This is a genomic window from Bifidobacterium sp. LH_389 (assembly GCF_056357235.1).
Window position 1 is genome coordinate 21,883 of the sequence record NZ_JBKEVR010000003.1, and the last position, 25,127, is coordinate 47,009.

Annotated in this window: 18 protein-coding genes and 2 tRNA genes; 8 read left to right on the forward strand and 12 right to left on the reverse strand. The window is 65.6% G+C overall.

Translation table 11 applies throughout. The features are described from left to right. Positions 1-305: 305 nt before the first annotated feature. Positions 306-1,931, reverse strand: coding sequence for a sodium/proline symporter (locus tag AC1AZA_RS04320; RefSeq protein WP_476513754.1), 1,626 nt, complete (start codon positions 1,929-1,931; stop codon positions 306-308). A gap of 265 nt (positions 1,932-2,196) precedes the next feature. Between AC1AZA_RS04320 and AC1AZA_RS04325 the strand changes: the two genes are divergently transcribed. Continuing rightward, positions 2,197-3,159 carry a hypothetical protein gene (locus AC1AZA_RS04325; protein WP_476513525.1) on the forward strand — a complete coding sequence of 321 codons (963 nt, stop codon included), beginning with the start codon at positions 2,197-2,199 and terminating at the stop codon, positions 3,157-3,159. A 425-nt stretch (positions 3,160-3,584) separates the two neighbouring features. Here the strand turns inward: AC1AZA_RS04325 and AC1AZA_RS04330 are convergent, their stop codons facing one another. Continuing rightward, positions 3,585-5,474, reverse strand: coding sequence for a threonine/serine exporter family protein (locus AC1AZA_RS04330; RefSeq protein WP_476513755.1), 1,890 nt, complete (start codon positions 5,472-5,474; stop codon positions 3,585-3,587). A gap of 375 nt (positions 5,475-5,849) precedes the next feature. On the opposite strand from AC1AZA_RS04330, the gene AC1AZA_RS04335 reads away from it, so the two are divergent. Further along, entirely contained in the window at positions 5,850-8,603 is a 2,754-nt protein-coding gene (locus AC1AZA_RS04335) for a phosphoenolpyruvate carboxylase (RefSeq protein WP_476513526.1), read from the forward strand. A gap of 558 nt (positions 8,604-9,161) precedes the next feature. Here AC1AZA_RS04335 and AC1AZA_RS04340 read toward each other — a convergent pair. After that, positions 9,162-10,961: an FAD-dependent oxidoreductase gene (locus tag AC1AZA_RS04340; protein WP_476513527.1), complete on the reverse strand. Its 1,800-nt coding sequence runs from the start codon at positions 10,959-10,961 to the stop codon at positions 9,162-9,164. 89 nt (positions 10,962-11,050) lie between these two features. Beyond that, complete coding sequence (gene ahpC, locus AC1AZA_RS04345; protein ID WP_476513528.1) at positions 11,051-11,614, reverse strand: alkyl hydroperoxide reductase subunit C; 564 nt, start codon at positions 11,612-11,614, stop codon at positions 11,051-11,053. A gap of 166 nt (positions 11,615-11,780) precedes the next feature. Here ahpC and AC1AZA_RS04350 point away from each other — a divergent pair, with 166 nt between their 5' ends. The 3 genes from AC1AZA_RS04350 (at position 11,781) to AC1AZA_RS04360 (ending at position 14,529) form a co-directional block, all read left to right on the forward strand. After that, complete coding sequence (locus AC1AZA_RS04350) at positions 11,781-12,482, forward strand: carbonic anhydrase (protein WP_476513529.1); 702 nt, start codon at positions 11,781-11,783, stop codon at positions 12,480-12,482. An 81-nt stretch (positions 12,483-12,563) separates the two neighbouring features. Beyond that, a complete protein-coding gene (locus AC1AZA_RS04355) occupies positions 12,564-13,946 on the forward strand; it encodes a hemolysin family protein (RefSeq protein WP_476513530.1) in 1,383 nt (460 codons plus the stop codon). Positions 13,947-14,049: 103 nt separating this feature from the next. Continuing rightward, entirely contained in the window at positions 14,050-14,529 is a 480-nt protein-coding gene (locus AC1AZA_RS04360; protein WP_476513531.1) for a Dps family protein, read from the forward strand. A gap of 39 nt (positions 14,530-14,568) precedes the next feature. Here the strand turns inward: AC1AZA_RS04360 and AC1AZA_RS04365 are convergent, their stop codons facing one another. Beyond that, positions 14,569-15,210 (reverse strand): M48 family metallopeptidase, encoded by a 642-nt coding sequence (locus AC1AZA_RS04365; protein ID WP_476513532.1) that lies wholly within the window; start codon positions 15,208-15,210, stop codon positions 14,569-14,571. A gap of 118 nt (positions 15,211-15,328) precedes the next feature. On the opposite strand from AC1AZA_RS04365, the gene AC1AZA_RS04370 reads away from it, so the two are divergent. Next, positions 15,329-15,402, forward strand: a tRNA-Ile gene (locus AC1AZA_RS04370). Between the two features lie 61 nt (positions 15,403-15,463). Beyond that, a tRNA-Ala gene (locus AC1AZA_RS04375) sits at positions 15,464-15,536 on the forward strand. 213 nt (positions 15,537-15,749) lie between these two features. Here the strand turns inward: AC1AZA_RS04375 and AC1AZA_RS04380 are convergent. From AC1AZA_RS04380 to AC1AZA_RS04390, 3 genes are all read right to left on the reverse strand, one after another. Beyond that, positions 15,750-16,040, reverse strand: a complete 291-nt coding sequence (locus AC1AZA_RS04380; RefSeq protein ID WP_476513533.1) for an acylphosphatase — start codon at positions 16,038-16,040, stop codon at positions 15,750-15,752. Positions 16,041-16,059: 19 nt separating this feature from the next. Further along, positions 16,060-17,064, reverse strand: coding sequence for an AEC family transporter (locus AC1AZA_RS04385; RefSeq protein WP_476513534.1), 1,005 nt, complete (start codon positions 17,062-17,064; stop codon positions 16,060-16,062). A 225-nt stretch (positions 17,065-17,289) separates the two neighbouring features. Then, positions 17,290-18,375 (reverse strand): L-lactate dehydrogenase, encoded by a 1,086-nt coding sequence (locus tag AC1AZA_RS04390; protein ID WP_476513535.1) that lies wholly within the window; start codon positions 18,373-18,375, stop codon positions 17,290-17,292. A 184-nt stretch (positions 18,376-18,559) separates the two neighbouring features. Here AC1AZA_RS04390 and gdhA point away from each other — a divergent pair, with 184 nt between their 5' ends. Next, the gene (gene gdhA, locus AC1AZA_RS04395) at positions 18,560-19,906 is read left to right on the forward strand and encodes an NADP-specific glutamate dehydrogenase (protein ID WP_476513536.1); all 1,347 of its coding nucleotides are present in this window, start codon (positions 18,560-18,562) and stop codon (positions 19,904-19,906) included. A 232-nt stretch (positions 19,907-20,138) separates the two neighbouring features. On the opposite strand, the gene AC1AZA_RS04400 is transcribed toward gdhA, so the two are convergent. The 4 genes from AC1AZA_RS04400 to AC1AZA_RS04415 form a co-directional block, all read right to left on the reverse strand. Next, positions 20,139-21,962 carry an ABC transporter ATP-binding protein gene (locus tag AC1AZA_RS04400; RefSeq protein ID WP_476513537.1) on the reverse strand — a complete coding sequence of 608 codons (1,824 nt, stop codon included), beginning with the start codon at positions 21,960-21,962 and terminating at the stop codon, positions 20,139-20,141. Next, a complete protein-coding gene (locus tag AC1AZA_RS04405; RefSeq protein WP_476513538.1) occupies positions 21,959-23,683 on the reverse strand; it encodes an ABC transporter ATP-binding protein in 1,725 nt (574 codons plus the stop codon). The genes AC1AZA_RS04400 and AC1AZA_RS04405 overlap by 4 nt, the downstream gene beginning before the upstream one ends. Positions 23,684-23,702: 19 nt before the next feature. Next, positions 23,703-24,488: a hypothetical protein gene (locus AC1AZA_RS04410; RefSeq protein ID WP_476513539.1), complete on the reverse strand. Its 786-nt coding sequence runs from the start codon at positions 24,486-24,488 to the stop codon at positions 23,703-23,705. 66 nt (positions 24,489-24,554) lie between these two features. Continuing rightward, positions 24,555-24,938, reverse strand: a complete 384-nt coding sequence (locus AC1AZA_RS04415; protein WP_476513540.1) for a hypothetical protein — start codon at positions 24,936-24,938, stop codon at positions 24,555-24,557. Positions 24,939-25,127 lie beyond the last annotated feature (189 nt).

Genomic DNA, 25,127 nt, shown 5'->3' on the forward strand with positions numbered 1-25,127 from the left:
GGCCCGCCCCGCAACCGCGAGGCGATCAAACCGCCCTGCGACCGGGGAAATCCAGCCCGCGGCCCGCGGCGCAACGGCAAAGACCGGCAAAATGCCGGTGACAGCGTGGGCACGGCATGGGTCAGATACGCCCACGCTGTGCCCACGCTGTCACCGCGGAATCATCGCGCCTTATGCCTCACGCGCGCTCCGACAGGACCAGCGGCCCGATGCACCTCGCAGCACGTCATGCCCGGCAACCCCGTGCACCGGTATGCCTCCGCCCGGCACCGGGCGTATGCCGAACCGCCCGCTCACACCGCCGTTCACACCGCCGGGTGCTTCGACGCCATCGTCTCCGCAGTCAGCAGCTCGTGATCCACCAGAGCGTCGTCCGGAGCGGTCAGGTAATGGTCGAATTCCTTGAGCATGGCATCCGACGGGGGAGCGGTCAGCAGCGACACCGCCACGATGGCCAGCAGCGACAGCAGGAACGCGGGCAGCAACTCGTAGATCGCAAATACGCCGCCCAAGGGCTTTACGACGTTATGCCACACCAGTACCGCAACCGTGCCGGTCAGCATGCCCGCGACGGCACCAGGCCGGTTCGTGCGCCGCCAGTACAGCGAGCACAGCATCAGCGGGCCGAACGATGCGCCCAAGCCGGCCCACGCGTACGACACCACTTGGAAGATCGAGGAATTCTGGTCGTACGCCACCAGCACGCCGAACAGGAACATGACCAGCAGCGTCACACGCGCCACGATCATCACCTGCCGGTCGGACGCCTTGCGATGCAGCAGGCCGCGGAAGATGTTCTCGCCCATCGCGGACGCGCCGATGATCATGTACGACGAACTCGAGCTCATCGACGCGGCGAAGATGCCGGACACCACCACGCCGCACACGAAGCTCGGCAGCAGCGTCTGCGCGGCCACGATGAACACGCTCTCCGCCGCGGTCTCCGTAAGGAACTGCGTGGGCATCATCGCGCGCCCCACCAGACCGATCGCGATCGCGCACGCCAGCGACGCCACGCACCACGACGTGGCGATGATGCGCGACTTGCGGATCTCGCCCACGCTGCGAATCGACAGGAACCGCACCAGCACCTGCGGCATGCCGAAATACCCCAAGCCCCACGCCAGCATGGACACGATCGTGATGATGCCGTAGTCCTTCGGCGCGCCGAACACCGCCTGTCCCTCGCGCACCATCTGCTCGCCCAACTCGTTGAGCGCCGGAGACGCCACCTGATCGCCGGACAGGAAGCCCGGAATGCTCTCGAGGAACTCCGCCGTGTTCTCCACGCCGCCCGCGCCCGCGACCGACCCGACGAACACCACGGCGAGCGCGAAGAACATGAGCACGCCCTGCACGAAATCCGTGGCCACCACCGACAGGTAGCCGCCCACGATGGTATACACGAACACCACCGCCGCACCGAGGACCATCGTCAGGTGGTAGTCGAAGCCGAACAGCGTGGTGAACAGCTTGCCGACGGTCACGAAGCAGCTGCCCACATACACGCAGAAGAACACCAGAATGATCAGCGCCGCAATGGTGGAGATCAGCGACCTGTCGTCATGGAAGCGCTTGGCGAAAAAGTCCGGGATGGTGATCGCATCCCCGGCGATCACCGAGTAGCGGCGCAGACGGCGCGCCACCAGCCGCCAGTTGAGGTACGTGCCGAGCGCCAGACCCAGCGCGGTCCACATCGGATCTGCCAGACCGGTGAAGTACGCCACGCCGGGCAGGCCCATGAGCAGCCAACCGCTCATGTCGGACGCCTCCGCGGACAGTGCGGTGAGCCACGGGCCCACGCCGCGACCGCCGGCGAAGTACTGCTTGGCGGAGGAATTCGAGCGCTTCGAGTAGAAGAAGCCGATGGACAGCATGGCCGCGAAATACACCACCATGGCCACAAACACCCAGAAATCCGCCGAAACCATCATGACTCTCCCGCTCTGTAGCTTTCCGCGCCGCGCACGCCCCGTTGGGCTTTCCAATGTATAGGTACGAACACGCGTCGGCGGCGGATCGTCTCACCATTCGTTCCGCATATTGGCCGAGTGGGTCGGCAGTGCCGGCGGATAGACCAAAGTCCGGGACAGCGTGGCGGCGGCCAGTTATGCACCGCGACACGAATTATGCACTTATCCACAGCGGCGGTGGCGCACCTTCCCCGGCCCGCGCAATGCGGCTAGCGTCGGAGGCATGAACACGGAATCGTATTCGCTCGAATCGCTCACCGAACTCAAACGCCGGCGGCTCGAAGCCTGCGCGGCACTGCAGCAGCGCAGCAAGCGGCGTCTGGTCTTCGCCCGGTCCGACGCGCTGGAACTGCTTGCCATCGAGAAGCCCATCGAACCGGAGTCCGAACGCCGACGCACGGACATGGATGTGGTGGTGGGCAGCCCGGCCGACAAAAGCCGCATCAAGGGAGTCCGCTTTCTCAGTTGGAACGGTCCGCTCACCACCGCTACCGTTAACCGAGCCGTCGAATGCACCACGCCCGCATGCACGTGGGCGCATTATGCCGCCATTCTGGCCTTGGACGAGCTCATTGTTCTCGGTGATTCGATGATGCGCCGCAACCGTCGCCTCGTCCGTGCGGAACTCACCGATTTCGTCTCCTTCCTCAATGCGGCGCTCAACGTGACGGACGGGCGATTCGAGGGAAGCCGCAATTGCAGGAAGGCTCTTGCACTGATGCGGGAAGGCACCGATTCCTCTCAGGAGACGCGCACCCGTCTGGCCCTGCTGAAATATGGCCTTCCGCCGCTGCAGATCAATTATCCGGTGCGTCTGCCGTCCGGACGACTCGTCTTTGTGGACATGGCGTACCCGGAACTGCGCATCGCCATCGAATACGACGGCGGCTACCACCGGTTCAGCAGCGCGCAGGTATTGCAGGACGACAAGCGCCGGGAAGCGTTGGAAATGCTGGGCTGGATCTATATCAAGGTGACGCTGTTGGATCTGCGGGACGTTCAAGCGGAGGAGAATCTGGCGCAACGCGTGGCCACCCGATGCGAAGACGTTCTGGGTGTTCCCGTGCCGCTGTGCGCGCGACTGACCACGCAGCAGATCTGCGATGCCCGGAGACTTGCGAAGAAGCCAATCTGGGAGCGCGTGGACAAGCGATTCTGGAGGGCGCGGTGGGTTGAAAGGGCCTGACGCGCTGCGCGGGCGCCGCCAAACGTCTGCTTAAACCGTCAGAACGTCACACCGCCCAAGGTATCTGCGTTCGTGGGGTACATTTCAGACTTTGCGAAGAGGCATCTGCTCTCGTGGGGGACTTCCACGACGCGGCGGTAACCTTTTTCCGCGGGAATGGCGCCGGAACTGGCGTCAGTCGGAGCTTATGTCCGCAAGGAAGTCCCCCACGAACGCAGATGGCTGCCTGCAATTCCCTCAATCTACCCCACGAACGCAGATAACCTTTCGCGGAACCGCATGGGACCACGCGGAACCGCATATGGCGCCCGGAAGTTGTCCCCGCCGCAAGGCCGGCGGTCCGCGCCGGAGCCTCAGGCCCAAAGCAAAGCGTCCGTCCGCGAAGGCGGACGGACGCCAGACATGGGCACCGGAGCGGCGGTCGCTCACACGTCGTAACGCCAGGACTTGTCGGTGACCACGCGGGCCATCGCCAGCCCGACCGGCAGGCACAGGATCACCATGAAGGCCCGGAAGGCCCAGTCCAACGCATTGATGGTGTCGAAGCCGCCCAAGTAGAACATCGCGCGGTACATGTACATGCCCGGAACCATGATGACGATCGACGGCACGGTCAGGCAGATGCGCGGGTAGCCGAGGTGCGGCGGCAGCCAGCCGTGGCGCACCGACGAACGCCACACGAAGGCGAGAATGCCGGAAAGAAAGGCCCCGATGAACGTGGCGGCTTCCGGCGGCACCCCGAAATCGGTGAGTTCCAGACGCAGGGTGTCGGTGACGGCGCCGATGATCGCCGCGACCAGGCACATGCGCTGCGGGGAATTGAACAGCACGGAGAAGCCCCATACGCCAAGGAATGCGAACACGAAACGCAGGCACCCGTTGACCCACGGGTTGAGGCCGAGCGGCTCGAACCCTTCCGGATTGAGATGCACGATCGCCGCGACCATCCAGCCGGCGAGCGTGGCCATGAGAATGATGCACAGCACATAGGTGATGCGTTGGATGCCGGACGGGAAGTCGATCTTCGCCATGTCGAGCCCGCCCGTGATGAGCGGGAATCCGGGGATGACGAACAGCATCGCGCCGATGTAGGCCGTGTCGTGCGAGAGGGCCACCGGGTCGAGCAGGCCGACAAGCCGCAGCGTGCCGGTGCAGGCGAGCGCGGCGGCGGCCACGCAGACGAAGGTGACGAAGAACTGGTTGAGGTGGTGGGCGAAGAGCCGGCGCCGCAGCCACTGGCCGAGTCCGGCGCCCACGAATGCGCCGATCATGTCGTAGGGTCCGCCGCCGAGCAGGAACACGAAGGACGCGCAAGCGATGGCCGAGGCGAGTCCGGAGAACCACGGCTGGTACAGGGGCTTGCGACGTTCGATCAGGTCGAGGCGCTCGTGGGCCTGCCGGACCGTGATGCCTTCGTGCCGCTCGGTTTTGGGTTTGGCCCCCACGTGGTCGAAGTGCGCGGCGTATTCGCCTTCCGGTGGGCGGTGCACACGCCCCGCCTTGTTGGCGGAGGAGCCGGATGCGGGGTCGATGTAGCCGTCCTCCTCGAACAGGCGACGCCGCTTTTCGTCCCGGTCGGCCATGCGCGCGGCGACCCGGGCCGCGACCCGGTCGCGCACGGCGTCGCTGTCTCCGGAGAAGACCTCCTCCTGATCGAAGCGTTCCTCGTCGCTGGTGCGGCTTTCCACCGGCACGACGGGCAGGTCGTCGGCAAGGAGGCGGTGGGCTTCCTCGCTGTCGTCGCCGAGCGAGGCTTCCGCTTCGACTTCGGCATGTGCCGCGGAGGCCTCGCTTTTGAGGCTGTTCACGCGCTGGGCGAGTTCCATGGCTTCAAGCACCGGGTCCTCGGAGGCCTCCCCGCCCTGGGCCGCGGCTTTGAGCTCCTCGCGGATCTTCTTGGACAGGTCCGCGGAGTACTGGGAGGCATCGCGCTCGTCGAGGTGCTGTACCACGCCTTCGGACAGCTTGGACTGCACGTGGTACATGGAGCTTTTGCCGAGGTTCACGGCGAACCAGTCGGCGAAGTGCTCGAGCAGCCAGATACGCTCGGTGTTGACGCCCGTGGTGGGCAGGTCGATGACTTCGGTGATGCGGTTGTGCCCGTCGGTGCAGGTGGCTTCGATGTCGGTCAGGTTGACGTCGGCGCGCACGTGCACGCCCAGCGGGTAGGCGATGCGGTGCATCATTTCGCGCACGCGGAAGCTTCCGGTGCCGGCGCCGAGGTCGAGGGTGCCGACGCGCACGATCACGCTTGCCTTGGCGGCGATGCCCGCGTCCACGATCGGCTTGTCCCAGTCACGGACGATGTCTTCCATGTCCAGCGGGATGGAGTGGGTGTGGAACTTGCGCACGGCGGTGGCTCCCCCCGGCTGCGCCGGCTTGGGCTGTGCAGACTTGGGCTGAGTGGAATCGGCGGATGCTGCGGACTTGTTCTTCCTCAGGAAACTCACACTGCCATATGTACCCCCATGTAGCGAGATTCCGCCGCCGGGCCACCGCCCCGGATTGCCGCCCGGCCGTGCTCACTATCCAGCCGCTCGTAATACAAACGTCGATTTCGCGCATAGAATGGTGGCCACTAGCCAATCGGGCTTAAGGCTTTGGGCTTGGTACGTCCGTCCCCATACAACCGCGGAGGAGCCGCGGAAGGACGGTTGACGAGCAACCGGAGGCCCGGTAAAGGAGGTCTGATGACAGCTAACGATCAACAGATCAATGCCGCGGACGCCAGCATCCTGACGTCCGGCACGGGCAAGAAGGGCCCGGAAGAGCATGATCTGCCCGAATCCCTCAAGCAGGACATGGATCTGTGCCTGCGCATTCTGAGGGATGTGCTTGGTGAGTTCGACAAGGATCTGCTCGCCAAGTTCGACACCGTCCGCGCCTACGCGGTGGAGGCGAGCGCCGAGCACTTCGGCGGCATGACCGATCCGAATCCCGATGAGGACGGGCTGGCCGAGGCCGTGAAGACGATCGACGCGATGAACCTTCACGACGCCCAGCTACTGGCGCGTGCGTTCGCCACGTATTTCCATCTGGCCAACCTGTGCGAGGAGAACTATCGCGTCTCCGTGCTGCACAGCCGCGAGGCCAGCGTGAGCGAGGACGAGGCGGTCGATCCGATCAACGAGATGACGCTGGCCTACCACCAGTTGCTGCAGGAGATGGGCCCGGCCAAGGCCCGCGACCTGCTCAACCGCCTGGAGTTCCACCCGGTGTTCACCGCGCATCCGACCGAGGCCCGCCGCAAGGCCGTCGAAGGCAAGATCCGCCGCATCTCCGAACTGCTGGAGCAGCACAGGCTGCTCGGCGGCACGGACAAGAAGGAGAACTGCCGCCGTCTCTACAACGAGATCGATGCGCTGTTCCGCACTTCGCCGATCGCGCTGAAGAAGCCGACCCCGGTCGAGGAGGCGGACACGATCCTCGACATCTTCGACAACACGCTGTTCCACACGATCCCGAAGGTGTACCGCCGTTTCGACGATTGGGTGCTGGGCGACAAGGCCGGCCTCGTGGAGCCGGTGTGCCCCGCGTTCTTCCACCCGGGCAGCTGGATCGGTTCCGACCGCGACGGCAACCCGAACGTGACCGCGAAGGTGAGCCGTCAGGTGGCCCGCAAGTTCAGCGACCACATGCTGGCCGCCCTTGAGGAGGCCACGCGCACGGTGGGCAAGAACCTGACCATGGAGGCGGAGACCACGCCGCCGAGCATGGAGCTCAAGAGCCTGTGGAGCCACCAGAAGGAGATGAGCGAGCGTCTGACCGACAAGGCCGCGCTGATCTCCACCAAGGAGCTGCACCGGGCCGTGATGCTGGTGATCGCCGACCGCCTGCACTACACGATCCTGCGCGACGCGGACCTGATGTACCACACGGCCGACGATTTCATCGCCGACCTGAAGGTGGTGCAGCATTCGCTGGCCGCAGCCGGTGCAAAGCGCAGCGCGTACGGCCCCCTGCAGGACCTGATCTGGCAGGCGGAGACGTTCGGCTTCCACATGGTGGAGATGGAGTTCCGCCAGCATTCCGTGGTGCATGCGCGCGCCCTCGCGGACATCCGCGAGCACGGCCTGCACGGCGAACGCGGCGAACTGCAGCCCATGACGCACGAGGTGCTGGACACCTTCCGCGCGCTGGGTTCCATCCAGAAGCGCAACGGCATCAAGGCCGCCCGCCGCTACATCATCTCCTTCACGAAGAGCGCGCAGAACATCAAGGACGTGTTCGAGCTGAACCGTCTGGCGTTTGCGCACCCGGAGGACGTGCCGACGATCGACGTGATCCCGCTGTTCGAGCAGCTGGAGGATCTGCAGAACTCGGTGAACGTGCTTGAGGAAATGATCAAGATCCCCGAGGTTCAGGCGCGGCTCAAGGCCACCGGCAACAAGCTGGAGGTCATGCTCGGCTACTCGGATTCCTCGAAGGATGCGGGCCCGACGTCCGCCACGCTGGCGCTGCATTCCGCGCAGGAGCGCATCGCCAAGTGGGCCGAGTCGCACGACATCGACCTGACGCTGTTCCATGGCCGCGGCGGTGCCGTGGGTCGTGGCGGCGGCCCGGCGAACCGTGCGGTGCTGGCCCAGCCGGTCGGCTCCGTGAAGTGCCGCTTCAAACTCACCGAGCAGGGCGAGGTCATCTTCGCCCGCTACGGCAACCCGGTGCTGGCCGTGCGCCACGTCGAGTCGGTTGCTGCGGCCACGCTGCTGCAGTCCGCGCCGAGCGTGGAGAAGCGCAACACCGAGATGACCCACAAATACGCGGACATGGCCGCCAAGCTGGACGAGGCGTCGCACGAACGGTTCCTTGACCTGCTCAACACGCCGGACTTCGCGCCGTGGTTCTCCACCGTGACGCCGCTGACGGAGATCGGCCTGCTGCCGATCGGCTCCCGTCCGGCCAAGCGCGGTCTGGGCGCCAAGTCGCTGGACGATCTGCGTACCATTCCATGGATCTTCTCCTGGGCGCAGGCGCGCATCAATCTGGCCGCCTGGTACGGTCTGGGCACCGCGTGCGAGCAGTTCGGCGACCTGAAGACCATGCGCGAGGCGTACGAGGAGTGGCCGCTGTTCTCCACCTTCATCGACAACATTGAGATGTCGATCGCGAAGACCGACGAGCGCATCGCCAAGATGTACCTTTCGCTCGGCGACCGCGAGGATCTCAACGAGAAGGTGCTCACCGAGATGGAGCTCACCCGCAAGTGGGTTCTGGCCATCGTGGGAGACAAGTGGCCGCTGCAGCACCGTCACGTGCTCGGTCAGGCCATCCGCATCCGCTCTCCGTACGTGGATGCGCTGTCGGTCACCCAGATGCTCGCCCTGCGTTCGCTGCGCAAGAAGGTGGACAAGGAAGAGCTCAGCAAGGACCAGCAGGCCGGGTTCATCTACCTGATCCTGTGCACCGTTTCGGGCGTCGCCGCCGGCCTGCAGAACACGGGCTGACGTTTGCGTCGTTTGCCGCGGCTTACCGCCGTGGCAAACGGGTTAGAAGTCCGGTGGACTTCCAACCACGCAAACGTAGCGGTGTTTCCGCGCTGTAGCGTAGCGCGCGCGGAACCACCGCGGTACAGCAAGGCCTCCGCACTATCGCGGAGGCCTTTCCTTTTCCCGCTCGGCGTCCCGCAGCACAGTATGAGAGAGCTCTCCTCGTTGCTGTGAGCTTTTAGAGCCATAAATAAGATTCAGAGCGCCATGGTCGACGTGTTCACCGCGAGGCTGGACAAAGTACATAGTCGGCTATCGGGACGGGCATCATGGATAAGAGCGTCGAGCTCGGACTAGTCATCCGAACGCATGTGGCGTCATCCCCAACGACTTTTTCGGACAACGAAATCCGATACAACGTCACCGCGTCCGTTCCTACCCATTCTGCGCGAGGATTTTGCAGGGATTGGACAGGAACGTCATCCTGGAGCCCTTGATCGGCCCGTCAGATGACGTTTCTGCCCAATCTCGCAAAATTCGGACGCAGATTGGGCAGAAACGCCCGCTCCCAATGCCTTACGCGCCGAGCAGGTCGAGCATCTGGGCGATGGACTTCTTGCCGAACTCGACCTTCTGACCGCCCTGATCGCCGCCGCGGTCGATGACAATGCACGGCACGCTCATCGCACCGTACTGGTCCTTGAGCTCGGGGAAGTGCGAGACGTCGTAGGCCTCGGCGCGCACGTTCGGGTTGAGCGACGCGATGCGCTGGGACGCGAGGACCGTCTCCGGGCACATGGTGCAGGTCAGCGAAACAAGAATCATCACGTCGGTCGGCTCGGCGATGGCGGCGGCGCGCTCGCGCAGGTCGTCATCGAGGGGCTGGCCCGGGCCGACGGCGTTGTACAGTCCCAGCACGAACGAGTTGAACTCGTGGCCGGAGGGGACGCCGTGGAAGGCGAGGCCGGTGGGTTCCGGCTTGCCGTCTGCGCCGGGGACGCAGATGCGCACGCACGGGCGGGCGCCGGGCAGCACGCCGGCCGGGTCGAACTCGGCGCGGCCGGATTCGTCCAGCTGGGCGCCGTCCGAAGAAGCCTCCACGAGCACCTTGCCGCCGGACAGCTTCGCGATCTCGCCCACGAAGCCCTGCAATTCCGCGGAAAGCGGGGTGCCGTCCAGCTCGAGCGAGAGCGTGACGGGACGGGCCATGCGGCCGAACACGAGGGCCAGCTGCTGCTTGATCGCATCGGAGAACAGTTCGCCGGGCTTCCTGGCCTGCTGCGCCTTGGCGGCGGCCGCATCCTCGCTGCGACGGACGGGCGCCGGGGCGGGCGTGGTGCCGGCCGCGGAGGCCGCCGGGGACGAGGCCGCGGCCGCTTCCGCCTGCTCGTACGCGGTGGCGGTGGGGCGCGGCGGCACGAGTCCGGTCTTCTCGCTCATCTGCTTGGCGTAGCGCTCCAGCTCCACGGCGGCGATGGCCCCGTCCGCGGTGGCGGTGACCACCTGACGCAGGTTCTTGACGCGCAGGTCACCGGCCGCGTACACGCCCGGCACGGAGGTCTCCAGATAGCCGTGCGTCACCACGTAGCCGTGATCGTCGAGCTCCACCACGCCGCGCACCAGTTCGGTGGCGGGCACGTAGCCGGCGAACACGAACACGCCGAACGTGCCGCCGTCCGCGGGCTTCCACGTCTCGGTCTCGCCCGACGCGCGCTCGAGTATCGTCGCCTCGCGCAGGCCGCCCTGGCCGGCCGTGACGCCCTTGAGCTCCACGCCGTAGCGCACCTCGATCTTCGGGTTGTTCTTGGCTTCGGCGGCCACGGCGGCGTCGCACGTGAAATCGTTCTCGCGCACAAGCACGGTCACCTTGCTGGCGTACTTGGTGAGGAACACGGATTCCTCGGCGGCCGCGAATCCGCCGCCCACCACCAGCACTTCCTTGCCGGTGAAGAACTCGCCGTCGCACGTGGCGCAGTAGGCCACGCCGCGGCCCGCGTACTCGGACTCGCCCGAGAAACCGATCTTGCGGGGGCTTGCGCCGGTGGCGATGAGGATGCCGAACGTCTTGAGATCGCCGCGCGAGGTATGGACCACCTTCACGTCGCCGTCCACGTCCAGACCGGTGGCCTCGGCGGTGAGGAATTCGGCGCCGAAGTCCTTGGCCTGTTCGCGCATGGTGCGGGTGAGCGCACGGCCGGTGGTGCGGCCGACGCCCGGATAGTTCACCACTTCGTTGGTGATGGTGATCTGCCCGCCGAAGTCGTCCTTCTCCAGCACGAGCACGCGGTAGCGGGCGCGGGCGAGGTACAGGCCCGCGGTGAGGCCGGCCGGGCCGCCGCCGATCACGATCACGTCATACAAATCGCTGTTGGGCATGTCTTGGATCCTTTCCGAAAAAACGAGCGGGCCCCCTCTGCGGAGGGAGCCCACGCCGTCAAAGTATTACCGTTTCGCCGATCGCGCGATCAGAGCTGGCCGACCAGGTCGAGGCTCGGCTCGATGGTCTCGTCGCCCGGGGTCCAGCTGGCCGGGCAGACCTGATCGCCGTGCTCGTACACGAACTGGGAGGCCTGCACGCGGCGCAGCAGCTCGTCGGCGTTGCGGCCCACGTTGGAGCTGATGACCTCGTAGGCCACGACCTTGCCCTCGGGGCTGACGATGAAGTCGCCGCGCTCGGCCATGCCGTCGGCCTCGTTGTAGGTGTCGAGGTCGCGGGCGAGCAGGGCGGTCGGATCGGCGAGCATCGGGTACTGGATCTTGGCGATCTTCTCGCTGGCGTCATGCCACGCCTTGTGCACGAAGTGCGTGTCGCAGGAGACGGAGTAGATCTCGCAACCGATCTTCTTGAAGTCCTCGTACTTGTTGGCCAGATCCTCGAGCTCGGTCGGGCACACGAAGGTGAAGTCGGCCGGGTAGAAGAAGAACACGGACCAGTGGCCGAGCACGTCCTCCTTGGTCACCTCGTGGAATGCGTTGTCCTGGAAGGCTTGAACCTTGAAATCGGTGATTTCATGCTGCAGAAGAGTCATCATCGTTCCTTTCATCGGATGCGATTTCATCCGCCTTCATCGTATCCTGACCGCAGCCCGCCAGTCTGAAAGCATGCTGAAAGCGCAGGGTGAGAAACATCACATGCCGCGCTCAGGCCGTAAGATGGCCGGTGGATACGAAAGTCACCGAGCGACGGGAGCATCAATGGCCGAGGACGATCAGACGAACGCCACGAACGACGATCAGGACACCACGGCGAACGCCACGTGGAGCCGCATGCTGGCAGGCAACCGACGGTTCGTGGAGGGCAAGCCGGAGCACCCGTGGCAGGACGCCACCACCCGCGAAACGCTGATCGACCGGCAGAACCCGGACGCGGCGGTGCTCGCCTGTTCGGATTCGCGCGTGCCCCCGGAGATCGTGTTCGACGCGGGCCTCGGCGACCTGTTCACCGTGCGCACGGCCGGGCAGATCATCGACGACGCGGTCCTCGCCTCGCTCGAATACGCAGTGTCCCACCTGCACGTGAGCCTGCTCGTGGTGCTGGGCCACGAGGGCTGCGGCGCGATCGACGCGGCGGCGGACGAGCTGGACGCGCTGATCGCCTCCGCCACCGAGGATCCGGCCGGCTCGCTCGAGGCCGCGGACCAGATGGCCGACCTCGACGAGCGGATCGCCAGCGCCGAGTCGATCATCCTGCGCACGGTCGGCATGTCCGTGTGGCAGGCGCGCGAGGCCGAGCTGGACGAGCACGACGACTTCGAGCGCGTACACGTGGCGCACACCATCGAGGAGCTCGTCACCCGCTCCGAGGTGATTCAGGACGCCTTGGCGCACGACCGGCTCATGATCGTGGGCGCGCGCTACCAGCTCGCCACCGGCAAGGTCGAGGTGTTGAGCTTCTGAGCCCTGCGCTGCAAAGCCCTGCGCTGCAAAGCCCTGCAACGTCCGCGGCGGATTGACGTGCCGATCGCTTATGGTGGTGGCATGTCACTTGGTTTGAATGTCCTGCTGATCTTCGTCTTCCTGCTGCTCGGTTCCGTGTTCGCCGGCACGGAACTGGCGCTGGTGAGCCTGCGCGGCTCCCAGGTCGACCAGATGGAGCAGGAGGACGCGAGGGGCGCCCGCGTGGCCAAGATCGCCCGCGACCCGAACACGTTCCTGTCCACCGTGCAGATCGGCGTGACGCTGTGCGGCTTCCTGTCCGCATCGTTCGGCGAATCATCCATCTCCCCGTTCATCGTGCCCGTGGTGGAGAGCTGGGGCGTGCCGACCAACATCGCCGCGCCGCTGACCACCATCACCCTCACGCTCATCATCTCCTACTGCTCGATCGTGATCTCCGAGATGGTGCCCAAGCGCATCGCCATGCAGCGCACCGAGCAGATCGCCCGCGCCGTGGTGCCAGCGATCGACATCTTCGCCAGGATCTGCAGCCCGATCATCTGGCTGATCGGCAAGAACACGAACGGCATCGTGCGACTGCTCGGTTTCGACCCGAACGAGACCGAATCCGAGGTGTCCGACGACGAGCTGCGCGTGCTCGTCAACTCCAACTCCAACCTCGGCAAGGACGAGCGGACCATTCTCGACGACGTGTTCGACGCTTCCGAGACGATCGTGGCCGAGGTGATGCGACCGCGCGCCGACGTGGTGTTCCTCGACGGCAACCAAAGCATCGAGGAAGCGGCCGCCTACGTGCGTTCCATGCCGTACTCGCGCTACCCGGTCACCGGCAAGGACTTCGACGACGTGCTCGGCTTCGTCCACGTGCGCGACCTGCTCGACGTGCGCGACCCGAACGCCAAGACCGTGCGCGACGTGACGCGCGAGGGCATCTCCCTGCCCGGCACCTCCAAGCTGCTGCCGAGTCTGTCGCTGCTGCGCCGCCGCGGCATCCACCTGGCCGTGGTGATCGACGAATACGGCGGCACGGACGGCATCGTCACACTGGAGGATATGACCGAGGAGCTCGTGGGCGACATCCGCGACGAATACGACCTTCCCGAGGAGCGCGGCCCGGAAAGCAAGGGCCGCACAGTGTTCGTCAACGGCGTGGCCAAGCTGGACGGCGGCATGACGATCGAGGACTTCGCGGACCTGACGGGCATAGAGCTCGAGGACGGCCCGTACGAGACCGTGGCCGGGTACTTCCTCGCCCACACCGGCAAGATGGGCGCAGTGGGCGACGTGCTACACACCGACGACGGATACGACATGGTCGTCACCAAGGTGGACGGCCGGCGCATCGAGACCATCGAGGTGCGCAAGAACACCGGCGCGGGCGCAGCCGATGCGAACGATGCGGCTGCCGGGGCCAAGCCGGACGCGAACGCCAAGGCCGCTGTGGCCGACACGCGCGGGAAGTAGCCCAGGCCGTACCGGCTGCGGGGCTGTGCCCGGATGCTTCTAGACTGGGGCGTACGAGGCGTCCGCGATCGGTGCGGCACGCCGCACATGGAAGGAGCGCATCATGACGCTTGCATTCACCGTCCCCGGACTGGACGAGGCCGCCAGCGAGAAGGCCGTGGCGATTCTGCAGAACCGCCTGAGCCAGGAGCAGGAGGCCGCGCTCGTGCTCAAGCACGCGCACTGGAACGTGACCGGCCCGAACTTCATTGCCGTGCACGAGATGCTCGACCCGCAGGTCGAGGTCGTGCTCGCCCAGGCCGATGAGACCGCCGAGCGCATCGCCACCCTGGGCGGCTCGCCGGACGGCCGTCCCGAGGCGATCGTCCGCAACCGCACGTGGAAGGACTTCGACCTTGCCGGCCGCGGCTCCACCACCGACTACATCAACGCGCTGATCGAGTACTACGACGCGTTCATCGCCGACGACCGCAAGGCCATCGCCGAGCTGGACGAGCTTGATCTGGTCTCCTCCAACATCGTGCAGGACCACGTGCAGGAACTGGAGAAGTTCCAGTGGTTCCTGCGCTCCCACGTGGCCTGATCGCGGTCGCGCACCGCAATCGCGCGCCGCAATCGCGCCCTATAGCACCACGCGTTTGTTGAGCTCCCGCCGCAGTTCCCTCCAGTTCGGCAGGTAGGAGCTCATCAACCGCTGGAACTTCTCGCCGTGCCCGCTGGCCCACAGATGCGTCATCTCGTGCACGAGCACATACTCCAGAAACCGCGGCTCCATGAGGCCGAGCTGCAGGTTGAGCCGTATCCGGCCCGTCGCCGGCGTACAGGAACCCCAGCGCGACCGCATCACGCGCAGGGTGACGTGCGAGGGCGCCCGACCGATGATGGGCGTCCAGCGGGCCAGCAGGGCGGGCAGCTGCGCATCGACCGCGGCGGCGGCCTGCCGTTTGCGCTCGTCGGTCCATGTAACGGCAGCACCAACATCTGCCACGTTGCCTTGATCGCCGTTCCCTTGGCCGCCGTCCGCAAGGGTTCTCTCACGCGCCGCTCGGACCTTGCGCTGCTGATCGCCGATCCACTCGCGTCGCTCGGCCACGAACGCTTCGATCCGCGGCAACCCCATGCGCATAGGCGCGGAGATCTCCACACGCCCGTCCGGCGGCTTGACGCGCAGGTACAGGTTCTTGATCGGTTTGCGCGTCAGATGCACGCGCACCCCGGCCATGTCCAGTACCGTCGGCGATGGTGTTTTGCCTGTCACACCCATATTGTGGCCCGAGAATCGGCGGCATTCCAAGCAACACGCCGATGGTTAACCCATATTTGACAGATACCTTCGCCTTGGTAAACTAAACGATTGTGCGCTTTTGAAGTGCGCATGGATCGGGCCCGTAGCTCAGGTGGTTAGAGCGCATCCCTGATAAGGATGAGGTCGGAGGTTCAAATCCTCCCGGGCCCACGGAAAAATTGCGGCGGCTCAGTGTGGCCGCTCTTTTTTTCTGTACAATCGGAAATACCACGGGGCATTGGCGCAGCTGGTAGCGCATCTGCTTTGCAAGCAGAGGGTCGCCGGTTCGAACCCGGCATGCTCCACGTACGCGTCGCAATGGCGCAGAAAAGCCCGGAACCGTCAGGCTCCGGGCTTTTTGCATGATCGGTCCAACCTGTGCACTCACATTCGCAGGTTGGACCGATCATGCGATTTTTAGCTCCGAAAACGGCCGTTTTTTCACGCGATCGGTCCAACCTGCATCAGAGGCGGCCTAGGTTGGACCGATCGCGCGCATCCGGCCACGGCCGACGCGCCTACCGCCGCACGGTGAACTGCGGCTGCGGGCCGTCAAGCGCCGGCACATCCTCCGCAGCAATGCCCGCCACGCGACTCCACGGCGAGCCCTCCCGCAGCGCCGCCACCAGACGGTCCAGTTGCTCGCGCGTCCCCTGCGCCTCGCATTCCACGGACCCGTCGTAGCAGTTGCGCACCCAGCCGCTCACGCCTATGCGCAGGGCGGCCGTCACCACCGCATACCGGTAGCCCACGCCCTGCACGCGGCCGGTCACCGTCATATGCCGGCGAATCACGGACACGTCACGCATGTCATCCGCTCCACGCACGTCACACTACCAGCAGCAGATTGATGGCCGTCATGGCGATCAGCCCCATGATGGCCGTGAACGCCAGGCACAGGCCGGCCAGACGAGCGTTGCCGAGCACACGGTCGGTGAACAGCGTGGAGAACACGCCCACCGGCGCGAAGCAGGCGAAGATCACGGCCTTGCGCACGGTCGGGTCGACCGGCAGGATGAACCATGCCGCGACGGCGAAGAGCACCGCGAACAGCCAGCGCCAGCCGAACACCGTGGCCACGCGGCGCACGTCGTCCCGGCCTTGCGGCACATCCATGAGCATGCCCACCATCATCATCGAGCAGAAGGCATTCGCGTTGGACAGCGGCCGCAGCGTGGTGCCAATCCACTCGGGCATGGTGAAGCCGCTCAGCAGCACGAGCAGCATGAGCATGTACGTCATGAACGCGGCCGAGGAGTAGAAGTTGCGGGCGATGCGCCGGAAGTTCGCGCGGCGCTGCAACCGGCGGGCGTCCTTGTCCATAATCTTGCGCGGCTTGTGCGGGCCGATCGGCCGGGCCTGTTCCTCGGGCGTCAGGGGATGCGTGTCGTCGATGTGCAGCAGCTGCGTGGTCACCGCGTTCATGCCGGCGGACATCATCACCGAATTGCCGATGTCGAACATCACCACCGCCACCGCGGCGGACGGTCCCATGAGCGCCTGCACGACGGGCAAGGCGAAGCAGCCGATGTTGAAGCCGGAACCGTTGAGCATCTCGAACGCGCGGTCTCCGAGCGGCGACTTGCGCGTGGTGAAGTAGATCGTGAGGATGGGGATGACCGAGCAGCAGAAACCGAACAGCGCCACCCACAGCAGGTTCATGTCGTGCGAGTTGTCCATGAACGAGACGATCACCGCGGCGGGCAACAGGAGGTTGAACACGATCTTCTGCAATACCCGGTAGTCGTTTTGCTTGAACCAGCCGATCCGCTTGAATGCGTAGCCGATCAGGATGATGCACAGGAACACCACCGGTTCGAGAATCTTTTCCATGCCGCCTCCGTTGCCACTTGAACGGTTCCGAGCTTATCCACAGCGGTACCCTCGGCATAACGCTTATCCACCATTTGCCAGGGGTCGGTGTGGATGCGTGTGGAAGGGGACGCGAAAACCGGGTTGTCCACGGGCGCGTCCACCTATCCACTCGCGCATGGTGCTTCGGAAAAGCGCCCCCGAACGGTTGGTTCGGACCGTTCGGGGGATTCCGCAAGATTCAGCCTATTCCGCAGACGATTCCGGATATACCTCCTCGCCGTTGTCGACCACCACATAGCCTCCCTTGGCATACACGTCGTCATGCTCCGGGTCCGGCGGCACCGTCACCGGCACAGCACGAGAGTCCTCCACCGGGAAGGCGGGGAGCTTGGCATAGTTATCCCGCACCTTGGCGCACGACTCGAGGAAGCCCTCGCGCTCCTCGTCGGTGAGATCCAGTTCGTAGACCTCCTCCACTCCCTGCGCGCTGATGAGCGCCGGCACGCCGATGAAGAACCCGGACTGGCCGTACTGACCGTCCAGATGCGCGGACACCGGCAGGACCACGTGCTCGTCGTGCACGATCGCGCGCGTGATGCGCACGGCCGAGTTGGCAATGGCGTATTCGGTGCAGTGCTTGCCGGCGTACGACCAGTAGCCGCCGCGCAGCGCCTGTTCGAACAGCTTGGGCTTGTCGAACCCGTAGCGCTCCGGGTCGACGGCCGCCAGCTCGTCCAGCGGCTTGCCGGCGAACGCCACGTTGGACCACACGGCGATCTCGCTGAACCCGTGCTCGCCGATCATGTACGCGTTGACGGATTCAGGGGACACATTGGTGGCGAGCGCGATGGCGTCCCTGAGCCGCGCGGAGTCCAGGCAGGTGCCGGTGCCCATGACGTGCGAGGCGGGCAATCCGGACAGGCGGTGGATCTCGCGCACCACCACGTCGTTCGGGTTGGTGACGCTGACCCAGAAGCCTTGGAATCCCGCGGCTGCGATGCGCCCCACGAAGGTGCGGACCATGCGCGCGGTGGCGTACAGTTCGCCATCGCGGCTCACCGCGGACAGGGTGACATGCCCCACGGCGTTGACGATGACGTCGCACTGGGCGAGCTTCTCGTAGTCGGTGCCGCAGTTGAACACGCGCACGCGGTGGGGCGCGAATACGGAGGAGTCGTTGAGGTCCTGCACCTCGGCGGCGAGTTTCTTCGGGTTGACGTCGCACAGGTAGATTTCGTCGGCGACGCCTTGCAGAATCAGGCTGTTGCCCACGTGGGCGCCCACGTGCCCCAAGCCGACGATGCCGATTTTTACCGGACCGATTGCCATAATTGCCTTCTTTCCCCTTCATCCATTATGGTGTTGCCCGCCATCATAGGATCTTTGGGTTTCGGCCGTTAGCACGTTGGCATGCCCGCTTACTATGTGGAACGTTCCTGACATCACCCTTTCGACCGCCACGGCTTCTGCCTACAATGAGAGGCGTCTCATTTGCTCAATCGAGGGAGTTCACATGCTCACTGACGAGTACGTCAAGAAGGTCTACGCACAGGTGGAGAAGCGCGACGGCGACCAGCCGGAGTTCCTTCAGGCGGTGCGCGAGGTGCTGGAAAGCCTGCAGCCCGTGGTGGAGAAGCACCCGGAATACGAGGCGAACGGCGTGCTGGAGCGCCTGGTGGAGCCGGAGCGCGTGATCAAGTTCCGCGTGGCCTGGGTGGACGATTCCGGCAAGGTGCAGGTCAATCGCGGCTACCGCGTGCAGTTCAACTCCGCGATCGGCCCGTACAAGGGCGGTCTGCGCTTCCATCCGACCGTGAACGAGGGCGTGATCAAGTTCCTCGGCTTCGAGCAGATCCTCAAGAACAGCCTGACCACGCTGCCGATGGGCGGCGGCAAGGGCGGCTCCGACTTCGACCCGAAGGGCAAGTCGGACGCCGAGGTGATGCGCTTCTGCCAGGCGTTCATGACCGAGCTGTGCCGTCACATCGGCCAGTTCACGGACGTTCCCGCCGGAGACATCAACGTGGGCGCGCGCGAGATCGGCTACCTGTTCGGCCAGTACAAGCGCATCCGCGACGAGTATTCCGGCGTGCTGACCGGCAAGGGTCTGGAGTTCGGCGGCTCGCTGGCCCGCACCGAGGCGACCGGCTACGGCCTGTGCTACTACACGGCCGAGGCGCTGCGCGTGCTGCGCAACGATTCCTTCGAGGGCAAGACCGTGGTGGTCTCCGGCTCCGGCAACGTGGCGATCTTCGCCACCGAGAAGGCGCAGGCGCTGGGCGCGAAGGTGGTGACCGCCTCCGATTCCAACGGCTACGTGTACGACCCGAACGGCATCCAGCTCGACGTGGTCAAGGACATCAAGCTGGGTCACCGCGGCCGCATCAAGGAGTACGCCGAGCGCGTGCCGGGCGCCGAGTACCACGAGGGCTGCAAGGGCGTGTGGACCGTGCCGTGCGACATCGCGTTGCCGTGCGCCACGCAGAACGAGATCGACGGCGAATCCGCCGAGGCGCTGGTGAAGAACGGCTGCACGGTGGTGTGCGAGGGCGCGAACATGCCGTCCACGCCGGAGGCCATCGAGGTCTACCAGAAGAACGGCCTGCTGTACGGTCCGGCGAAGGCCGCGAACGCCGGCGGCGTGGCCGTCTCCGGCCTGGAGATGAGCCAGAACAGCTACCGCCTGAGCTGGACGTTCGAGGAGACCGACGCCAAGCTCAAGTCGATCATGGAGTCGATCGTCGCCAACTCGCTGGCAGCCGCCAAGGAGTACGGCGAGGAGGGCGATCTCATGGCCGGTGCGAACATCGCGGGCTTTGTCAAGGTGGCCGACGCGATGGTCGCCCAGGGCGTGCTGTGATCCGCTGATCGGTCGGATTGACTGACCGACCGGCTGGTTTACTGACCGGCCCGGGCCATGCCAACGGCGTGCGCAGACCGATGCCCTCGGTTTCCGCACGCCGTTTTTCGTTGCCGTCCGCGCTTCACACCGAACTTCGTACCAACTTCGTAAATTGTTAAGTTGATACGAAGTTGGTGCGAAGTTACCTCACCCACGTCCCGCACCGGCACGAGTGCGCAATCCGACGAGCTCACAGGCCGTTCTGGTCGGCCACCATGCGCGCGTACACCCCGCCCGCGGCCATGAGCGACTCGTGCGTGCCCTGCTCGGCGATCCGCCCGTGTTCGATCACCACGATCAGGTCCGAATCGCGGATGGTGGACAGCCGGTGCGCGATGATGATGCTCGTGCGGCCGGCGGTCATGGCGTGCATGGCGTTGCGGATCGCGGCCTCGGTAACGGTGTCCACGGAGCTCGTGGCCTCGTCGAGAATCACGATCGGTGCGTCGGCCAGAAGCGCGCGGGCGATGGTCAGCAGCTGGCGTTCTCCCTGGCTCAGCGCCGCGCCGCCGGCTTCCAGCACCGTCTCGTACCCGTCAGGCAGTCGTTCGATGAACCGGTCGGCGCCGGCCGCCTCCGCAGCCGCACGGATCTGCTCGCCCGTGGCTTGCGGGCATCCGTAGGCGATGTTCGCGGCGACCGTGTCTTCGAAGAGCGCCGGGTCCTGCAGCACGGTGCCGAAGACATTGCGCAGGGCCGCAAGCCTGTAGTCGCGCAGATCGCGCCCGTCGAGCAGGATCCGGCCGGCATCGGGGTCGTAGAAGCGAGCGACCAGATTGACGAGCGTGGTCTTGCCGGAGCCGGTCTGCCCCACGAACGCGACGCGCGTGCCCGCGGGGATCTTCAGGCTCAGGTCGTGGATGACCGGATGATCCGGATCGTAGCCGAAGGTGACGTGGTCGAAGACGATGTCGCCGCGCAACCCCTCCGGCACGTCCAGCGCATCCGGCGAGTCCGCCGGCTCGGGCTCCTCGTCCATGATCTGGAACATGCGTTCGGCGCCGGCCACCGCGGTTTGGAACGTGTTGTAGATGTTCGCGATGTCCACGAACGGCCGCGAGAACTGCCGCACGTACAGCAGGAAGCTGGCGATCACGCCCACGCCGATCGACCCGCGCACGGCCAGCAGACCGCTGACCACCGCCACGAGCAGGAAGCCCAGATTGTTGATCACGTTGGACAGCGGCATGAGGTAGCCGGACCACGTCTGCGCTCGGATGCCCGTTTCGGTGAGCTCGTCGTTGACCTTCTCGAAGTCGGAGACCATCTGTTCCTCGCGCCCGAACGCCTTGACCATCGCAAGCCCGGAGACCGTCTCCTCCACGTGCGCGTCGAGCCGCCCGAGCACCCGCTGCTGGTTGGCGTACAGCGGTCTGGTGCGCGTGGTGATCAGCTTGGTGAGCAGGAAGACGAACACCACGGACACCAGCGACACGGCGGTCAGCGCAGGGCTGAGCCACAGCATGCAGGCGAGCGTGCCCACGATCGTGAACGCATAGACCATGAGCTGCGCGAGCGAGTCGGAGATCGTGGTGGAGATGTTGTCTACGTCGTTGGTGAGCCGGCTCATGAGCTCGCCGTGCTGGTGACGGTCGAAGAAGCGCAGCGGCAGGCTGTTGAGCGAGTCGAACAGCGAGGTGCGCAGGTGCAGCACGATCCGCTGGCCGGCCGCGGCCATGAGGTAGCGCTGGCCGAAGTTCACGAGCCAGTCGCACAGGTAGAGCGCCGCGAGCAGGCTCAGGGACAGCGCGATCGGATCGCCGCGCGCGATGGCGTTGACCACCATGCCCACGAGCAACGGGGACAGTACGGCGGATGCGGAACTCAGCCCGGACAGGGCGAACACCGCCTCCAGACCCTGCCGATGCCCGCGCGTGATGCCGTACAGCCGCCGCAGCGTGCCGCGCATGTCCTTGGGCTTGACCACGGCCGCACCGCGTCTGGCGAGGCCGCCGCCCATCACCGGGGGCTGGCCGGGGCGCGGGCCGCCGGCACCGGCGCTGAAACCGCTCATCGCATGCCTCCGATCTGCGAATCGTAGATGGCCCGGTACCGTGCGCAGCCGGCCATCAGTTCGTCGTGCGTGCCCAGCCCCACGAGCCGGCCGTCGTCCATCACGGCGATCCGGTCGCACCGGCGAACCGTGGCGATGCGCTGCGAGACGAGCAGCACGGTCACGCCGTCCATGGCATGCAGGTTGGCGAGCACGTCACGTTCGGTGATCGCGTCGAGCGCGCTGGTGCAATCATCCAGAATGAGCAGCCGGGGCCGGCGGACCAGCGCTCGGGCCAGACTCAGCCGCTGCTTCTGCCCGCCGGAAAGGTTCACGCCGCCCTGCCCCACGCGCGCGTCGTAACCGTCGGGGAGCCCGTCGATGAACTCGCTCGCGCACGCCTCGCGGGCCGCCGCTTCAAGCCGCTGCCGGCCGGCGTGCGGATCGCCCCACGCAAGGTTCGAGCGTACGGTCCCGGTGAACAGCATGGGTTTCTGCGTCACGAGCGCGATCTGCGAGCGCAGCTCCTCGGCGTCGATCGCGTCAGCATTCCTGCCGTTCCACAGGATGCGGCCTGACTGCGGCCGGTAGAAGCGGGGGATGAGGGCCACGAGCGTCGACTTGCCGGAGCCCGTCGGTCCGATCACGCCGAGAGTGCCTCCCTCGGGCAGATCGAACGACACGTCCTTCAGGGCGGGGCGCGAACTGTCCGCGTAGGAGAACGTCACATGCTCGAAGCGCAGGCCGTCGCATGGATCGGCATTCCCGCCGTCCGTTCCGCCGTCCGCTTGCGTCTTGGCCGGCTCTTCGCCCTGTTGGTCGAGGATCTCCCGGATGCGCCGAGACGACGCCCCGGCGCGCACGGCCGAGTTGAGGATCATCGATACGCGGCCCAGAGCGAACAGCACCTGCGTCATGTAGTTCATGGACGCCATGAGCGTGCCGATCCGCGCCGGATCGGTGGTGCGCGAAAGCCACAGCAGTGCGACCACGCCCAGATTCACCGCAAGGTTGATCATGGGCCCATAGATTGCGTTGACCCGCTGCGCATCCACGTTCGAGGAGGCGAACGACCGGGCGGCGTCGGCGAATTTGCGCGACTCCTCGCGTTGCATGCCGAACGCCTTGACCACGCGCACCGAGCGCAGGAACTCGCGGCTCACGGTGCCGAGCCGGTCGAGCGACCTCTGCACGGTGAGAAAGCGCGGATAGCTGGCGGCCATGTTGCGCCAGATGAGCACGGCGGATGCGGCGAGCAGCGCGATCACGACCGGCAGCTGTTCGGGGATCTGCACCACGATGAGCACGATCGCGCCGATGCAGGTGATGGGCGCCTTGAGCATGACGCGCATGAGCCCCTGCGCGAAATTCTGGATCTGCACCACGTCGTTGGTGATGCGCGTGATGATCGCCGCCGGCTGCAGGCGGTCCACCTCCTCGCAGCTCAGCGACATCACCTTGCGGTACGTGTCCGAGCGGATGTCCCGGCCCACCAGCTGCGCGGCGCGGGAGGCGAAGATGTTGCGCATCACCGCGCCGATCGCCCCCACGCCCGCCACCGCAAGCATGACCGCGCCCCATGCGAGCACGCGATCCACGTTCCGGCTCGCCACGCCGTCGTCCACCACCATCGACATGAGCGTGGGCTGCAGCAGGTCGCACACGGTCTCGACGCACAGGAAGGCCACCGCGGTCAGGGCCATCGCCCAATGCCGCATCATGTAGCCGAAGATCAGTCTCACGACTGCAAGTATGGCACGATCAGCCGCGCCGCCGATCATAGGCCAGCATGAACGGCAGGGCGAAGACCATCATCCACGGGGATCGTGGCCCGAACGGCGCTGAGTCCATGGCGAACGGGTCGAAACCCAGATATTGCAGAGCGATTGACCACGCAGTCTCCGTGGGACTCACGATCGCGGGATCCGCCGCCCCCGTGCGATACGGCAGGTACAGCATGCCGAGTCCGAGCCGCGTGTTCACCATGACGAGCGCGAGCAGGGAGCACACCGTCATCACCGACGCGATGCCGGCCGGCGAACGGCGGAACCGCCACAGCAGTATGCCAAGCACGATGCAGCATACGCGATGGTCCCCGGCGGGCACGAGCCCGAAGAACGCGACGACGAGATGCCGGTAGTCATACAGCACGGGAAGCGCGTGGAGCGAAAACGCTTCGTCCAGCAGCACGAACCACGCAACCTGCCGCAGCGCATACGCGGCAAGGCCGATGATCCGCCGGAGACGGTTGCGCAGGGACAGGATCGCGATGATGAGCGCGATCTGCACAAGCACGGGGAACGGATTGACGTCGACGTGCAGCAGCGTTTGGACGATTGCCGTCACCACGCTGGCCATGTGCAGGCGAATGAGGAAATCGGTCCGGTTGCCGGCATGCTCGAAGCCCCATCCCGCCAGAAACACGCATAACGGCATGGCAAGCTGGCCGACCCAATGGAGCCAAACCGGAGCGGCGGGAACGAACAGTGCCGTACCTTGCGCAATCAGGCACGCAGCCGCCATGACGGCGAGTGTCAGACCGTCCATATTATGCGCTCCTTCCTCGCAGTTCCTTCCCCGCAGTTCCGCGCAATCGCCCGCAAAGGCCGAAAGCTACCGCACATCCCCGCTGAAATCACTCGATTCGCCGTCACCCACCACGGTGAAATACCATGCCTCCTGCGGTTGCATGCCGGCCGCCCGGAATCCGGCCGCGCCACGTGCCTCGATGCGCACCTCGCCGGCCATCACATGGCTCAGCGCCCACCACGAGCGCGTGATCTTCCATACGCGCACGGTCAGGGCACCATCGCCGTCGTTGCGCACGAACACGTCGTAGCGCTGTTTGCCGGTGAATCGTCTCGCGGAACACAGCACCGGCGCATCCCCATTGCCGCGAGGCACGCTGCGTCCGGAGAACGCAAACACGGGGAACGTGACCGTGCGGCGTCTGACGCCTTGCCTGACCGGCGCGAGACTCATGGATTGCTCGGGCATCGTCAACGGTTGGTTGCTACGGATGGCGGCGGGGGAGACGGGATCCGACGTTGTGATGAAGGGCCCGGGCGCCGCATCTGCGGGAGATCGCCCGGGCCCGTCAACAGTACTTGCGAAAACAGCCGCAATCACGACCAGCAGCACACATGCGCTGCCAAGCACCGGCCCGCCGAAACGCTTCATGGTCTT

Excerpts from the sequence above, each read along its gene's own strand:
- AC1AZA_RS04325 (WP_476513525.1), top strand. The coding sequence starts at position 2,197 with ATGAACACGGAATCGTATTCGCTCGAATCGCTCACCGAACTCAAACGC.
- AC1AZA_RS04330 (WP_476513755.1), bottom strand. The coding sequence starts at position 5,474 with ATGGAAGACATCGTCCGTGACTGGGACAAGCCGATCGTGGACGCGGGC.
- AC1AZA_RS04380 (WP_476513533.1), bottom strand. The coding sequence starts at position 16,040 with ATGCGTGACGTGTCCGTGATTCGCCGGCATATGACGGTGACCGGCCGC.
- AC1AZA_RS04410 (WP_476513539.1), bottom strand. The coding sequence starts at position 24,488 with ATGGACGGTCTGACACTCGCCGTCATGGCGGCTGCGTGCCTGATTGCG.
- AC1AZA_RS04415 (WP_476513540.1), bottom strand. The coding sequence starts at position 24,938 with ATGCCCGAGCAATCCATGAGTCTCGCGCCGGTCAGGCAAGGCGTCAGA.
- ahpC (WP_476513528.1), bottom strand. The coding sequence starts at position 11,614 with ATGACTCTTCTGCAGCATGAAATCACCGATTTCAAGGTTCAAGCCTTC.
- AC1AZA_RS04385 (WP_476513534.1), bottom strand. The coding sequence starts at position 17,064 with ATGGAAAAGATTCTCGAACCGGTGGTGTTCCTGTGCATCATCCTGATC.
- AC1AZA_RS04355 (WP_476513530.1), top strand. The coding sequence starts at position 12,564 with ATGTCACTTGGTTTGAATGTCCTGCTGATCTTCGTCTTCCTGCTGCTC.
- AC1AZA_RS04390 (WP_476513535.1), bottom strand. The coding sequence starts at position 18,375 with ATGGCAATCGGTCCGGTAAAAATCGGCATCGTCGGCTTGGGGCACGTG.
- AC1AZA_RS04340 (WP_476513527.1), bottom strand. The coding sequence starts at position 10,961 with ATGCCCAACAGCGATTTGTATGACGTGATCGTGATCGGCGGCGGCCCG.
- AC1AZA_RS04365 (WP_476513532.1), bottom strand. The coding sequence starts at position 15,210 with ATGGGTGTGACAGGCAAAACACCATCGCCGACGGTACTGGACATGGCC.
- AC1AZA_RS04400 (WP_476513537.1), bottom strand. The coding sequence starts at position 21,962 with ATGAGCGGTTTCAGCGCCGGTGCCGGCGGCCCGCGCCCCGGCCAGCCC.
- AC1AZA_RS04320 (WP_476513754.1), bottom strand. The coding sequence starts at position 1,931 with ATGGTTTCGGCGGATTTCTGGGTGTTTGTGGCCATGGTGGTGTATTTC.
- AC1AZA_RS04350 (WP_476513529.1), top strand. The coding sequence starts at position 11,781 with ATGGCCGAGGACGATCAGACGAACGCCACGAACGACGATCAGGACACC.
- AC1AZA_RS04360 (WP_476513531.1), top strand. The coding sequence starts at position 14,050 with ATGACGCTTGCATTCACCGTCCCCGGACTGGACGAGGCCGCCAGCGAG.
- AC1AZA_RS04335 (WP_476513526.1), top strand. The coding sequence starts at position 5,850 with ATGACAGCTAACGATCAACAGATCAATGCCGCGGACGCCAGCATCCTG.
- gdhA (WP_476513536.1), top strand. The coding sequence starts at position 18,560 with ATGCTCACTGACGAGTACGTCAAGAAGGTCTACGCACAGGTGGAGAAG.